Origin of the sequence: Paenibacillus sp., assembly GCF_031177825.1 — a bacterium.
Taxonomy (GTDB): Bacteria; Bacillota; Bacilli; order Paenibacillales; family YIM-B00363; genus Paenibacillus_AE.
The window spans coordinates 62,944-76,199 of the sequence record NZ_JAPSKE010000027.1 but is presented as its reverse complement, the minus strand read 5'-3'; the positions used below and the strand labels follow the sequence as shown (position 1 = coordinate 76,199).

The following is a 13,256-nucleotide window of genomic DNA, read 5'->3' as shown; positions in this document are numbered from 1 at the left end:
AGGATCAAACTCTCCAAAAAGGGTAGTTCAAACTACTGCGCTCATTACAAGCTAGCATTTCTTACTTTAAGCATATGCGCTCATGTTCAGTTTTCAAGGAGCAAGCTTGTCTTACTCGGTACTGCTTGTCCGACTCGCTTTCACGGCCGGAAGACTAGATTACCATGATCGCATCTCTTTTGCAACGACCAATTTAAACCAGCCAAATTTTCGTTCGGTCCGTTCCGCTGTCGCGGCCGGAAAAATAATATACCACCGATCTTGCTACGTCACAACAGGGAATACATGGAAACCGCCGAGGCGGTTTCCGATACGTTCCCATTTTCGAAATCATCCCTCGCACTTCCCTCACACTTCCACAACAATCGGAAGGATCATCGGCCTTCTTTGGGTGGTCTCATACAGGAAGCGGCCCAAATGATCCTTCAGCTTTTGTTTTAAGACGTTCCTGTTTCTCAAATCATCGCCCAAATCCCGAATCGTCCGAGCCGCGATGTCGTTCGCCTCCGACAGCAGCCCCCCGGATTCGCGATTGTAGACGAACCCGCGCGTCACGAGATCCGGACCGGACAAGATCGTACCTTGCGCCTTATTTAACGTAAGCACGACAATCAAGATCCCTTCTTGGGAAAGCGAACGGCGATCCCGGAGCACCGAGTTGCCGACGTCCCCGATGCCCAAGCCGTCCACAAAGGTCGGTCCGGCCTGCACCTTCCCCGTCACCCCGGCCGCTCCGTTTTGAAAGCCGACGACGTCCCCGTTTTCCACGATCAAAACATGGTCTTGCTCGACCCCCACCGCTTCGGCCAATAACCGATGCTGATGAAGCATCCGATATTCTCCATGGACCGGTATGACATATTTCGGGCGCATCAAATGAATCATCAGCTTCAGCTCTTCTTGGCTGCCGTGACCCGAAACATGCATGCCGGTCTGAGCCCCCGATCCGTAGATCACCTTCGCCCCGAGCTTAAACAGATCGTCGATGATGCGGGACAACAATTTTTCGTTTCCCGGGATGGCCGTCGCCGATAAGATGACCGTATCCCCCCGAGCGATCTCCACTTGCCTATGACTGTTTCGGGCCAATCGGGCTAACGCGGCGTTCGGCTCCCCCTGACTGCCCGTGCAGAGGAGCGCCACCCGTTCCGGCGGCAAATTCATGACTTCGGCGGGGTCGATCAGCTGCTGCTCGGGGATTTGCAAATATCCCAGCTCCGAGGCAATCCGCACGACGTTCACCATGCTTCTCCCGAGCAGCGCAATCTTGCGATCGGACTCGAAGGCGGCGTCGATCACTTGTTGGAGACGGTGGACGTTGGAAGCGAACGTCGCGACCACGACCTTCTGCGGGGCGCTTCGGAACGCCTCGGCGAAATGCCGGCCCACATTACGTTCGGAGGGAGTGAAGCCGGGCCGCTCCGCGTTGGTGCTCTCCGAAACCAACGCGAGAACGCCGCCCTTGCCGATATCCGACAGTCTATGGAGATCCGCCGCTTCTTCGGTGACGGGGGACAAGTCGAACTTGAAATCGCCGGTATGAACGATCGTCCCCTCTTCCGTCTTAAAGACGATGCCGAGGCAGTCCGGGATGCTGTGGCTCGCTTTAAAAAAAGACACGTCGAACCCGCCGAGGCGAAGCTCGGTTTCCGGAGTAATTTCGTGAAGCAGCGACCGGTCCAAGATACCCGCTTCCTCGAGCTTGACGCTCACTAGGCCCAACGTGAATTTCGTTGCATAGACCGGCATGCGAAGCTGCTTAAGGACATAGGGCAATCCCCCGATGTGATCCTCATGTCCGTGCGTTAAAATGAGCGCTTTGACCTTGTCCTTGTTTTCTAATAAATAAGTTACATCCGGGATGACAAGGTCGATTCCCGGCAAGTCGTCTTCCGGAAACTTCGAACCGCAATCGACGACGATCAATTCGTCATCATATTGAACGACGTACATGTTTTTGCCGATTTCGCCTACGCCGCCCAGCGCAAAGAAAGATAACTTCGGATTCATGAGGTGTACGACGGCTCCTTTGCTATAGAACTCGTAGTACTTATCGTTCCACAGAGGCATGCATAGTATTTCAAAAAAAACAAAAAAGCGAAGCCCGAAAACGGCGGCTCCGCCTTTTAGTGTTTCATCGTACCTCGGCTTATTCGGCAATCCCCACTGCGGCGCCGCGCCGAACGATCGCTTTCTTCTGCCATGCGCGGCTTTTCCATCGATGGAATAACAAGAGCCCCCGCGCCCACTCGTCGAACATGAATGCGAACCACATCCCGTACAACCCGAAGCCCCAATGAACGCCAAGCAGGTAAATCAGGGGGACGCTCGCGAACCAAGTAACCGCCAAGGCGGAGATCATGGAATAGCGCGCATCGCCGGCGGCGTGCAGGGAACGTTCCATAACGACGTTGAAATTGCGTCCCGGCTCCAGCAGGAAGCCCAGCAACAGCAAGGATGCGCCCAGCCCGACGATCGACGCGTCATGGGTGAACAACCGGAGCAAGGGAACGCGGAAGACGGCGACCAGCGACACGGCCGTCAGCGTTAGCCCCATGCTGATCGCCAGATGCCGCAAGGCGCGGCGGTACGCTTCTTCCGCCTCGCCGGCGCCGACGATGCGCCCGATGATCAATTGACCCCCGCGTCCGATCGACGCCACCAACACGATGATCAGGAACGTGAGGTTCTGGGTATAGATTTTCGTAGAGAGCATGCTCGCTCCTAATGTCGTGATGAAGGCGGTCGTGACGAGCTGGCTCGCAGAGTAGGATAGGTTGTTGACCGAGGAGGGGAAGCCGACGCTAAGCACCTGGCGTACATGCTCCCGCTTCCAACGCGTAAGGACGGATGCGTTCAGTTTCACGCCGATGTGCTTACGCAATACATACAAATTCACCGTAAGGCCGACCAATTGGGCGACGACCGTGGACAGCGCCACCCCCGGGACGCCCAGCTTCGGGAAGCCCATCGGACCGTAGATGACGAGCACGTTGCCGCAGACGTTCAACACGTTCATCCCGATCGTCACCATCATCGTGCTCCGCGTGAAGCCGTGCGCTTGAATGACCGCGACGACCGCGGACAACACCGCTTGCACGACCAACGCGCCGCCGGCTATCCATAGAAACCGCTCCGCCTCTTGAAGCAGAGCGGGCTCCAACCCGAATAATCGCAATAACGGACCGCTGAACGCGACGACCGACGCGCTGACGGCGATGCCGAACAAGGCGTTCAACCCGATCGCCGCACCCGTCAGCCGCTCCACTTCGCGATCGCGGCCGGCGCCGAGATATTGCGAAATGACGATGGACGCGCCATAGGAAATAACGTTAAAAAGAAGAACGGCGAAAAGCAGCAATTGCGTGGCGACGCCGACCGCGGCGACCGCGTCGTCGGACACCTTGCTCAACATGAAGGTGTCGGATATCCGCAGCAGCATCTGCAAGGCGGATTCGACGAAGATGGGCCAGCTGATCGCGAAGAGCGACATCGACCGCCAAGAGTCGCCTTTCTTCTTATTGGACCCCATAAATCCGCTTAAGCGCTTCTAATCCGCGCCTTGCGACTTCCAGCGCGGAACGGTCGCCGAAATCCGGAATGAACAGCTCCAAGGAGACGAATCCGCGATACCCCGCGCCATGAAGCGTCGAAGCGAATCGTTCGCCGGAGAAGACCCCTTCCCCGGGAAATACCCGATCTCGATCCTGAATCGTCTCCCTCGGCGGATCGGCCGGGTAGTCGTTGACGTGCACGATCCCGATTCGGTCGCCGCTCAGGCGGGACAATGTCTCGAGCGAGCTCCCCCCCGTGTACATATGGAACGGGTCAAGGAGCAGCTTCGCTTCGGGTACGCCGCTACGATCCGCGACGACGATCGCTTCCTCCAACCGAGAGAGCGCTTTGGCCCGCCCCCAAAACTCCAGCAGCGGATCGACGCCCAGCGGACGGATGCGTCCGGCGAGCTCTCCGTAGCAATCCGCGATGCGTTCCAACGAGGAGCCTTCGACCTGTCCGAACGGCGGCGCCGCCGCGGAGAAACAGCCGAGCTCCGCGAGCCGCTCGGCTTCGCGGACTGCAAGCTCCAACCCGCCGGCCCGTTCCCGCTCGTCTAGATCCGCCCACTTCCAGAATGCGATGGCGTTCGCGAAGACGATCCCGGCATCGCCGGCGTAACGGCGCAGCTCGGCGAGCGTCCCGCCATGTTCCAGATACGCGTCGACATCCTTCATCCAAAACTCGATTCCTTCATATCCCGCCTCGGCCGCCACCCGAATTTGCTCGGGGAGCGTCAGCCGAAACGGAAACAACGTCGATGCATTCAGTGCGGTGCGAAACGTGCTCATTCGCCGTTATTCCTCCTCTATCCTAATTGTCCGCTTCTCCCGATCGCTCAGCAGGCCTAGCTCGATCAGCCGCACGGCCCAGCGGGCTTGCTCCGGCAGCACCTGCAGCGTCCGGGTTCCGACGATCGCGGCGGCGACGTTCTCGTAATAAGCGGCATACCGCCCGGGCAACGTCTCTACCTTCCCCGTCACGCGCAAGCCGCCCCAATCGGCATGGAGGTCCCCCCAAAACTCGGGAGACGCTTGCCCCCAGCCGGGCTCCAGACCGGTGCCGCCGGCCTTGAGCGCTTGCTCTTGCGGATCTTCTCCGGATTTCACGAACGTACCTCTCGTTCCGTGCAGGATATAACGCGGACCGGGCTTCTGCACGAGCAAGGACGACTTCAACCGCACCGCCGGCCCTCCCGAGCCGTACCCAAGCGCCACGTCGAACGCATCCACCGCCTTGGCTCCTGCCCGAGTCCTGCGCAAATCCGCGCGAATCGTCTCGGGGCGTCCGAACAAGCATAACGCCTGATCGAGGAAGTGAACGCCGAGGTCGTAGAACGTACCGGCCCCGGGTTCGTCGACGTTCCGCCAACCCCCGACGACGTTCGGGCGATAGCGATCCCAACAAAATTCCGCCTCGACGATGTCCCCGAGCGCCCCTTCCTCCAAGAGCTTCGCGATCGTGAGGAAATCCCCGTCCCAACGACGGTTATGGTAGACGCTTAGAATCAGGCCGGCTCTCTTCGCGAGCGCGATCAACTCGTCCGCTTCCGCCGACGTGACGGTGAACGGCTTCTCCACCACGACATGCTTCCCGGCGAGCAGCGCCTCCTTGGCGAATCGGTAATGCGCGGTGCTCGGGGTCGTCACCACGACCAGATCGATCGTCGGATCGGAGTATAATTCTCGGACATCTCGGTAGATGCGAGAGGCAGGGTACCGAACGGCGGCCTCGTCGCCGGAGCGCTGGACGACGGCCGCCAATTCGATGCCTTCCGCGGCCGTAATGACCGGCGCGTGGAACGTGCGGCCGGCGAAGCCGAAGCCGATCAGTCCCGCTCGGATGATTCGATTCATGCGGTTCCGCCTCCTCGACTAGGATTTCGTACCTCCGTTAACTAGAAACACGCGATTGGTCGGGTATCGGGAATCCACCGCTTGGATCGGCGCTAAATCCCGGTATAGCGGATTCGCATAGCGCTTTCGATAAGCGGTGGCCGTCGTCCCTTTGACCTCCTTGAACATGCGGCTGAAATAATTTTCGTCCGCGAAGCCTACCTCGAAGGCCACCTGCTTGATCGAACGCCCCTCGTCCATCAGCAGCTGGCAGGCGCGTTCGATGCGAAGCCGCAGCAGCATCTCCCGCGGCGTGCGCCCGGTATGCAACGCGAAGCTTCGCGAGAAATGCTCGTGCGACCAACCGACCCTGCGCGCGATCGCCTCCACCTTCAGCGGCTCGTGCAGATGGTCCTCCATGACCTGGATCGCCCGCATGATTTGCTGCGGCATCGCTTCCCCTTCCGGCGGCTGGGGCAACGCGAGCTCCCCGTTCAATTCGAGGAGGAGCGCGAGCAGCAGCGCGCCCGCCCGTTCGCTCATCCGCTCCGGCTGCGCATACGACAAGTAAATCAGCTGCTTCATCATCCCGATAAGAAGCTCGTTCTCCGAAGGAATGCGGCGGATCCCCCCGGTTTCAAGGAAAGGAAGGGCCGGCTTCGCTTCCGGAGCGTCTTCGAAATCGAAATGAAGGAACAGATGCCTAGAGGCGACGTCCCGATCATACATATACTCGTGGCGTTCCCCCGGCCGGCACACGAGAAAGCAGGGAACGTCTAGCGGAACCGTCTCGCCTTCCACCATATAGACGCCCTTGGTTCCGGAAGTGAAGTACAACAGCTCATAGTCCTCGATGGTCCGGGGACCGAGTCCCGTTCCCGGCTTCTTCGTAATGTCCCCGGCGTAATGAATCGTAGGGTATCCGGCCGCGCTCACGCCATGAAGCCCATTCCCTTCAGGTTCTCGTAAGAGATTCGCAGGCTCTCGAACGGATCCCGCCGACAGGCGTCCTGTTCGACGACCATCCACTCTACGCCGATGTCCTCCGCGACCTGCGCGATCGACCGGAAATCGAGGACGCCCTCGCCGACTTCCGCGAAGAAGCGTTCCTCCCCGGCCTCCATATCCTTAAGGTGCAGCCGCGGCGCCCGACCTTCCAGCTGCTTTAAGTAGGCGACCGGATCAACCCCGCCTTTCGCGATCCAATAGGTGTCCAATTCCGTCTTCACCAACTCCGGATCGGTATGCTGCAGCAGCAGGTCGAGCGCATACGCCCCGTCGAATTTCTCAAATTCCCAATCGTGGTTATGATAGAGGAAGGAGACGCCCCGCTTCCGGAACCGTTCGCCGATCTCGTTCATCCGTCTCGCCTTCGCGAGCACCTCTTCTTTAGACGCGAAGCGAAGCGAGATCGCGACGCAGCGGCCGCCGTCCACCTGCTCCAAGTAGTCCGACAGTCGATCGACGTCGAACTCCAACGTGTCGAAGCCCGCATGGCACCCGACGACGGTCAAGCCTAACCGATCCAACAGCTGCTTCTGGCCGTCGACGCTCATCCCCTCGGGAGGAGGTCCGATCTCGACTCCCTTGTACCCGATCTCCGCGACGCGCTCTAATGCGCCCGCATAATCCTTCGCTAACGCCTCGCGAATCGTATATGGCTGGACGCCGATGGGAAATCGCTTCATGGCAAGCACCTCTCTTTCGAATAGTTATGAAAATGGTTACGCGTCCAACGCGTTGAATTTTAACCCCAGGGGCAGCGGCTCGACGGGAGGGAACGTCGTCTTCAGATGAACATGCCTCTCCGTTGCGGAAGATTCGAAAATCGCGAACGAGACCTCGAGGAGATGTCGGGCGACGTCGCCGTTCGCGCGGTTCGGCCGCCCCGACTGAATCGCGTACGCCATATCCGCGACGCCGATCCCCCGGCTGTTCTCGGCGAACGGATGCGAGAGCGGCATCTCCTTCGTTTCCCCGTTCGCCAGCTGCAGCTTGATCGGGCCGCTGAAGAAATTCGGATCCGGCACGGTCAGATTGCCTTCCGTACCGAAGATCTCCATCCGAGGCAAATAACCGAAGCTTTCCTTGGCCGCTTGGAACGTACCGACGGCGCCGGAATGGAAATCGAGCACGGCGGACACGTTCGTCGGCGCCTCGACCGGCACCGTCCTGCCGAACGCATGCGATTTCGGATTGGTCACGGTAATCTCCCGATGCAGCTGCTGCGCCGAGCCGGATACGCGGCGAACCGGTCCCAGCATCGTCAGCATCGCCGTCAAATAATACGGCCCCATATCGAACAACGGATCGCCGCCCAGCTTCAGGAAGTTTTGAAAATTCGGATGCATGCCCCCGCTCGAGTTGCCCATCACGATGACCGCGTTCGCCGCGTACGGACGTCCGATCCATCCGTCCTGAATCAGCTTGATGCACGTCTGGACGCCGGCACCCAGCATCGTGTCGGGAGCGCAGCCGACGTATAACCCCTTCGACTTCGCCAAGGCCAGCACCTCGTCCGCGTCCTTCTCGGACAGCGCGAACGGCTTTTCGGTGTACACATGCTTCCCCGCGTGCAGCGCTTTCATATTGATCGGCGCATGCGCCGCCGGACTCGTCAGATTGAGCACGATTTCGATCTCCGGATCCGAGAGCAGCTCGTCCAGGGTGCACGCCTTCGGAATGCCGTACTCCGAAGCGCGCTTCCGAGCCAGTTCTTCGACGCTGTCCGCGATCGCCGCGATCTCTATGATAGGATGGAACGTCTCGGTGCACGTTTTCAAATAAATATCGCTAATGACGCCTGCTCCAACGACTCCTACCTTCATTCTACGCATCGTCTCATCCCCTATATGGAATTGATGTTCCTGCTCTCATTATCGCCATGCGGCCGACGGATGACAATGGAGGGAAACGCAAATCGTCTGGACGCATTTGATCAATCTTCCGATAAACCTTCGAATAGCGTCCCCGTAACTGGATTTCCTTGATTCGACAGAGATAGAAACAAAAAAGCTTAGGAGCGGGCTCCCAAGCCTGTAGCGCGCGTATCCATCCAATGCATTCGTATCCGCCGATTCAGTTCAATTGCAGCACGGGGACTTGAAACCAAAGTAGTAAAAACACAGTGATGGGAATAGACAATGCATATGCGACGAGCGGGTTCTTATAATGGAGGCGAAGCATCGGAATCATCACAAGCAGGAAAGCTAAAGACCAACCGAAATTCCAGCCATGATGATATACGCATTGCCCGAGCGCATACATACAAAGTTCCCACGCCGCCCAGAGCGCAGCCCACGACAAGACGTATTTAACCCGTGCCGCCACGCTGCCCCCTTCAGGATAGCGGTATAAGTAAATCAATATAAAGCTGGGGTAAAATATAAACGTTATGAAAAGATTCATGGTCAAATGATTCGGCAGCAGGTTCGGCGGGGACGGGTACTCCCATAGCCGATGGTTCCAAGTAAACAGATTGTACAGCAAATCGAAAATGATAAAATAATGAATGGTCGGCAAGTAAACGCGCCAATTGCGCCAATCCCCCCACCGCCATGCACATAGAGCTATCCCAATCCCGGCCGCAATCGGGAACATGAGCGCCCACCAACTTCCTAATTTTGTATGTTATGTATTATGCTCCCTCCATTCGTTTTTGATTCCTCGCCCCGCCAGCTTCAGTACATTGCCTCCCTGTAACGAAGCGGGGATCGCTCCGAAAGAAGCGATCCCTGACGCCTATTGCCGGCCATTGAATCCTAATCTATCCGATCTCGTCGACGGGTTCGTCGAGCACGGCCAGCTGCAACGACCGCAGCTCGCTCTTCAACGAGGCGACGCGGTGCGCGTAGGCCGGGTCGGCGTACACGTTGTTTAATTCGTATGGATCCTTCTCCAAGTCGAACAATTCCCACTCCGGCGGACGGCGTTCCTCGATCGACCCCGATGTGCCGAGCGCTTCCGCGTAATAGTAAATCAGTTTGTATCGGTGCGTCCGAATTCCGTAATGAGAGTACACGTTATGGTGTTCGTCGAGATGCATCCAATACCGATAGTACATCGACGTACGCCAATCGGCCGGCGTCGCCCCGCCGAAAATCGGGCGCAAGCTGCGGCCCTGCATGTCATCCGGAATCGCCGCGCCGGCAAAATCCAGGAAGGTAACGGGAACATCGACATTCAGCGCCATCGCTTCCGTCGCGACGCCGGGGGCGATGACCCGCGGATAGCGGACGACGAACGGCATGCGGAGCGATTCTTCGTACATGAAACGCTTGTCGTACCAGCCATGGTCGCCGAGGAAGAAGCCCTGGTCCGACGTATAGACGACGATCGTGTCGTCCGTCAGCCCTTCTGCATCCAAATAATCGAGCATCCTGCCGACGTTCTCGTCGATCGACGCGACGCAGCGCAAGTAGTCCTTGATGTACCGCTGGTATCGCCAACGCTTCGCCTCGGCCGACGTCAGTCCCGGAGGAGGGGAACCCTTCAAATCCACCTCGTCCACGAAGTCCCGGTCGATGCGCATGGTCGCCTCGACAGCCGCTTGAGCGCGAGTCGCGTAATCGTCGTCGAGCGTCGGCGGCTCCGGGATCTCAATGTCCTCGTACAGCTTCGCGTACTTCTCGGGCGGCTCCCACGGACGATGCGGCGCTTTGTGATGGCACATGAGCAGGAACGGTCGTTCCCGATCTCGCTTCTCCAGCCAATCGATGCAGAGATCCGCCGTCAAGTCCGTGACGTAGCCGGCATACCGTCTCCGTTCGCCCATCTCGATGAAGATCGGATCGTGGTATTCGCCCTGACCGGGCACGACCGTCCAATAATCGAAGCCGGTCGGGTCGGCCGGTCCGCCGTGGCCGAGATGCCATTTCCCGACGATCGCCGTCTGGTAGCCTTCGGCTTGCAATATTTTCGCGAAGGTTTGCTGACTGCCGTCGAACGAATCGTCGATCGACTTTACGCCGTTCAGATGGTTGTACTTCCCCGTCAAGATCGCGGCCCGGCTCGGCGAGCAGATGGAGTTCGTGCAGAAGCAGTTATCGAACCGCATCCCTTCCTTCGCGATCCGGTCGATGTTCGGCGTCTCGTTGATGCGGCTGCCGTAGCAGCTCATCGCATGCGCGGCATGGTCGTCCGACATGATAAACAATACATTCGGTCTTCTCTTTTCGCTCATCGGCTCACCTCTTTCGTCATTATAGCGGGCCGTTCTTTACACCAGCCATGTAGAATACTACGATTATATGTACAACCTCACTTCGAAAACGAAAGAGGGAACCTCCGATCCTGACCATAAAAAGCTCGTATTTCGACGATCATATTCCGCATTGGCACAACCGCGTCGAATATGTACAATCTCATTTTCTTACGCTCGTCGTCGCCGGACGGTTAACGTATCGTCTGAACGACGTCGTGACGGAAGCGGAAAAGGGTACCCTCGTTCATATTCCTGCGGGCACGAAGCGAGAAGCGTACAACGACGGAGGGACGACGCATCAGAAATACGCCGTCGCCTTCGACGTCGACGACCCTTCGGGACATCCGCTGCTGGCGGAAACCGCGCCTCGTTTCCTGAATCCCCGGTCGTTCGAGCGGCTGCGGGAACGCTTCGACGAACTGTATATGCAGCGCTTCGAGCAGCGTCCGTATTTCGAGACGATCTCGCTCGGGATTCTGCTCGAGATCGTCGGCATCGTGCAGCGCGAGCTCGTATCGCCTCCGTTGCCGAAAAGAAAGCTCCATCTCGCGCGCGAGATGGAGCAATTTATCGCCGAACATTATCGGGAACGGATTCCGGTGAAGCGCTTAGCCGAACGGATCGGCCGTTCGCCGAACTACGCGATCGCGCTCTTCAAGGAAGCGACCGGGCAGACGCCGATCGAGTATCAGCATCGGCTGCGAACGACCGCCGCGACGGAGCTGCTGCTGCACACCCGGATGACCGTCGCCGATATCGCGGAGCATCTGGGGTACTACGACGCGTCATCCTTCCACAAGGCGTTCCGCCGCGCGACGGGGCGATCGCCGGGCGCGTTCGGCAATCGCTAGCCGTTCTAGCGACCTGCCGAATCTTCCCGGATTCAGCCCTTCACCGCCCCTGCCGTGATGCCTTGGATGATGTACCGCTGCATGAACAGGAAGAAAATCATGACCGGCACGATCGCGAGCGTGAGGGCGGCCATGCCGAGATGCCATTCGTTCGTATATTGACCGAAGTACACCGCGGCGGCCAACGGAATCGTCCGGTTCGCCGGGGAGCTGAGCGTAATGAGCGGCAACAGGAAGTCGTTCCAAATCCAGAGCGTGTGCAGGATCGCGACCGTCGTCGTGATCGGCGACAGGAGCGGCAGCAAGATGCGGAAGAAGATTCCGAACGGCCCGCTTCCATCGATCGAAGCCGCCTCCTCCAGCTCCCGCGGAATCGACTTGATGAACCCATGATACAGGAACAACGCCAGCGGAATTCCGAAGCCCCAATACATGATGATAATTCCATAGATCGTGTTGATAATGCCCAAATCCTTGGCCACCTTCACGAGCGGAATCATCATCGTCTGGAACGGAATGACGAGCGCCGACAAGATCGCGAGAAAAATCACGTTGCTGAGCCAGCCCGGACGGCGGACCAATTGGTAGGCGGCCATCGAGCTGATGAGCAGAATGCCGGACACCGAAAACACGGTGATGGTGATCGAATTCATAAACACGCCGAGGAAGTTGAGCTGGTTCCAGACGATGGCGTAATTTTGAAATTGGAACACGTCCGGCAGCGCCATCGTGGACGTGACGACCTCGCCGTACGTCTTCAACCCGTTGATCACCGTCATGTAGATCGGGACGAAAAACAGAATCGCTACGACGATCATAACGATTTCGACCAGAAGCATCCCGGGATTGTAACGCGACTGCTTCACAACTCCACCTCCCTGCGCTTCATCGTACCGACTTGGACGATCGAGATCGTCGCCAAGATGAAGAAGAACAAGACGGCCTTCGCCGCGCCGTACGTGAACAAGTTTTTCGTGAAGGCATCCAAGTAGATGTGCAGCGCGATCGACTCGGTCGTGCCGAACGGCCCGCCTTCGGTTAACGCGAAGTTCAAATCGAACGCCTTAAAACCATTGGAAATCGCCAGAAACAAGTTGATCGTCATCGCCGGACGGATCAGCGGAAAGATGACGTTATACAATTGTCTCCACCGGCCGGCCCCGTCGATTTCCGCGGCCTCCAGCAGGTCGGACGGCACCCCTTGCAGCGCGGCCAAATAGACGATCATGTAATACCCGACGGAATGCCAGACGGTGACTAGGACCAGCGCCCAAAACGCGTAATCGGGAAGACTCAGCCAATTTTTCAAGAACAACGACCACTGGGTCGCCTCGCCGATATCGGGAAACAATTGCGTAATAATAAACTGCCAGATGAAACCGATAATGACGGAACCGATGACGTAAGGCATGAAGAACGCCGTACGCAGCACGTTTCTCGATTTCAACGGCATATTGAGCAGCATCGCCAATAGGAACGCGAACACATTCAGCAGTATCGTCGTCGCGATTACGTATTTGGCCGTGAACGCGAACGATCGATAGAAGCCGCCGTCGTGAATGATATTTCTATAGTTATCCCATCCCGCCCAACCGATCACGGGGCTGATCCCGTTCCAATCTTGGAACGAGAACAAGATCGCCCGAAGGAACGGTACGACGATGATCAGCGTGAAAAAGATCAAGGCCGGGGCGACGAACACCGTATAGGTGAAAGCTCTCCGCGCTCTCGCGTTCATTACGCATCCCCTTCTTAAGCCGATGGTGTCCCGTCGAAAACGGCCGATGCATGGCCCTTCCGCAAGCCATGCAT

Annotated in this window: 12 protein-coding genes; 1 reads left to right on the top strand and 11 read right to left on the bottom strand. The window is 58.0% G+C overall.

All coding sequences use genetic code 11. The features are described from left to right. Window positions 1-348: 348 nt before the first annotated feature. The 9 genes from RIN49_RS23330 to RIN49_RS23290 form a co-directional block, all read right to left on the bottom strand. Window positions 349-2,010, bottom strand: coding sequence for a ribonuclease J (locus RIN49_RS23330; RefSeq protein WP_309122551.1), 1,662 nt, complete (start codon window positions 2,008-2,010; stop codon window positions 349-351). Between the two features lie 139 nt (window positions 2,011-2,149). Then, window positions 2,150-3,532, bottom strand: a complete 1,383-nt coding sequence (locus tag RIN49_RS23325; RefSeq protein ID WP_309122550.1) for an MATE family efflux transporter — start codon at window positions 3,530-3,532, stop codon at window positions 2,150-2,152. Then, window positions 3,519-4,346 carry a sugar phosphate isomerase/epimerase family protein gene (locus tag RIN49_RS23320; protein ID WP_309122549.1) on the bottom strand — a complete coding sequence of 276 codons (828 nt, stop codon included), beginning with the start codon at window positions 4,344-4,346 and terminating at the stop codon, window positions 3,519-3,521. Before RIN49_RS23320 ends, RIN49_RS23325 begins: the two co-directional genes overlap by 14 nt. 6 nt (window positions 4,347-4,352) lie before the next feature. Next, window positions 4,353-5,411: an oxidoreductase gene (locus tag RIN49_RS23315; RefSeq protein ID WP_309122548.1), complete on the bottom strand. Its 1,059-nt coding sequence runs from the start codon at window positions 5,409-5,411 to the stop codon at window positions 4,353-4,355. 18 nt (window positions 5,412-5,429) lie between these two features. Beyond that, window positions 5,430-6,326, bottom strand: a complete 897-nt coding sequence (locus tag RIN49_RS23310; RefSeq protein ID WP_309122547.1) for an AraC family transcriptional regulator — start codon at window positions 6,324-6,326, stop codon at window positions 5,430-5,432. Then, window positions 6,323-7,078 (bottom strand): sugar phosphate isomerase/epimerase family protein, encoded by a 756-nt coding sequence (locus RIN49_RS23305; RefSeq protein WP_309122546.1) that lies wholly within the window; start codon window positions 7,076-7,078, stop codon window positions 6,323-6,325. Before RIN49_RS23305 ends, RIN49_RS23310 begins: the two co-directional genes overlap by 4 nt. Window positions 7,079-7,114: 36 nt before the next feature. After that, window positions 7,115-8,227: a Gfo/Idh/MocA family protein gene (locus RIN49_RS23300; protein ID WP_309122545.1), complete on the bottom strand. Its 1,113-nt coding sequence runs from the start codon at window positions 8,225-8,227 to the stop codon at window positions 7,115-7,117. A gap of 241 nt (window positions 8,228-8,468) precedes the next feature. After that, window positions 8,469-8,990, bottom strand: coding sequence for a CBO0543 family protein (locus tag RIN49_RS23295; RefSeq protein ID WP_309122544.1), 522 nt, complete (start codon window positions 8,988-8,990; stop codon window positions 8,469-8,471). Between the two features lie 166 nt (window positions 8,991-9,156). Beyond that, window positions 9,157-10,572: a sulfatase family protein gene (locus tag RIN49_RS23290; protein ID WP_309122543.1), complete on the bottom strand. Its 1,416-nt coding sequence runs from the start codon at window positions 10,570-10,572 to the stop codon at window positions 9,157-9,159. Between the two features lie 236 nt (window positions 10,573-10,808). Here RIN49_RS23290 and RIN49_RS23285 point away from each other — a divergent pair, with 236 nt between their 5' ends. Then, window positions 10,809-11,444 (top strand): AraC family transcriptional regulator, encoded by a 636-nt coding sequence (locus RIN49_RS23285; RefSeq protein ID WP_309122542.1) that lies wholly within the window; start codon window positions 10,809-10,811, stop codon window positions 11,442-11,444. A gap of 32 nt (window positions 11,445-11,476) precedes the next feature. Here the strand turns inward: RIN49_RS23285 and RIN49_RS23280 are convergent, their stop codons facing one another. Together RIN49_RS23280 and RIN49_RS23275 are read right to left on the bottom strand one after the other, a co-directional pair. After that, window positions 11,477-12,283: a carbohydrate ABC transporter permease gene (locus RIN49_RS23280; protein ID WP_309122553.1), complete on the bottom strand. Its 807-nt coding sequence runs from the start codon at window positions 12,281-12,283 to the stop codon at window positions 11,477-11,479. A 23-nt stretch (window positions 12,284-12,306) separates the two neighbouring features. Next, a complete protein-coding gene (locus tag RIN49_RS23275) occupies window positions 12,307-13,182 on the bottom strand; it encodes a carbohydrate ABC transporter permease (protein WP_309122541.1) in 876 nt (291 codons plus the stop codon). Between the last annotated feature and the right edge of the window lie 74 nt (window positions 13,183-13,256).

Bases quoted from the DNA above. Each gene is read 5' to 3' on its own strand.
- RIN49_RS23290 (WP_309122543.1), bottom strand. From the start codon at position 10,572: ATGAGCGAAAAGAGAAGACCGAATGTATTGTTTATCATGTCGGACGAC.
- RIN49_RS23300 (WP_309122545.1), bottom strand. From the start codon at position 8,227: ATGCGTAGAATGAAGGTAGGAGTCGTTGGAGCAGGCGTCATTAGCGAT.
- RIN49_RS23275 (WP_309122541.1), bottom strand. From the start codon at position 13,182: ATGAACGCGAGAGCGCGGAGAGCTTTCACCTATACGGTGTTCGTCGCC.
- RIN49_RS23325 (WP_309122550.1), bottom strand. From the start codon at position 3,532: ATGGGGTCCAATAAGAAGAAAGGCGACTCTTGGCGGTCGATGTCGCTC.
- RIN49_RS23295 (WP_309122544.1), bottom strand. From the start codon at position 8,990: ATGTTCCCGATTGCGGCCGGGATTGGGATAGCTCTATGTGCATGGCGG.
- RIN49_RS23330 (WP_309122551.1), bottom strand. From the start codon at position 2,010: ATGAATCCGAAGTTATCTTTCTTTGCGCTGGGCGGCGTAGGCGAAATC.
- RIN49_RS23280 (WP_309122553.1), bottom strand. From the start codon at position 12,283: ATGCTTCTGGTCGAAATCGTTATGATCGTCGTAGCGATTCTGTTTTTC.
- RIN49_RS23320 (WP_309122549.1), bottom strand. From the start codon at position 4,346: ATGAGCACGTTTCGCACCGCACTGAATGCATCGACGTTGTTTCCGTTT.
- RIN49_RS23315 (WP_309122548.1), bottom strand. From the start codon at position 5,411: ATGAATCGAATCATCCGAGCGGGACTGATCGGCTTCGGCTTCGCCGGC.
- RIN49_RS23305 (WP_309122546.1), bottom strand. From the start codon at position 7,078: ATGAAGCGATTTCCCATCGGCGTCCAGCCATATACGATTCGCGAGGCG.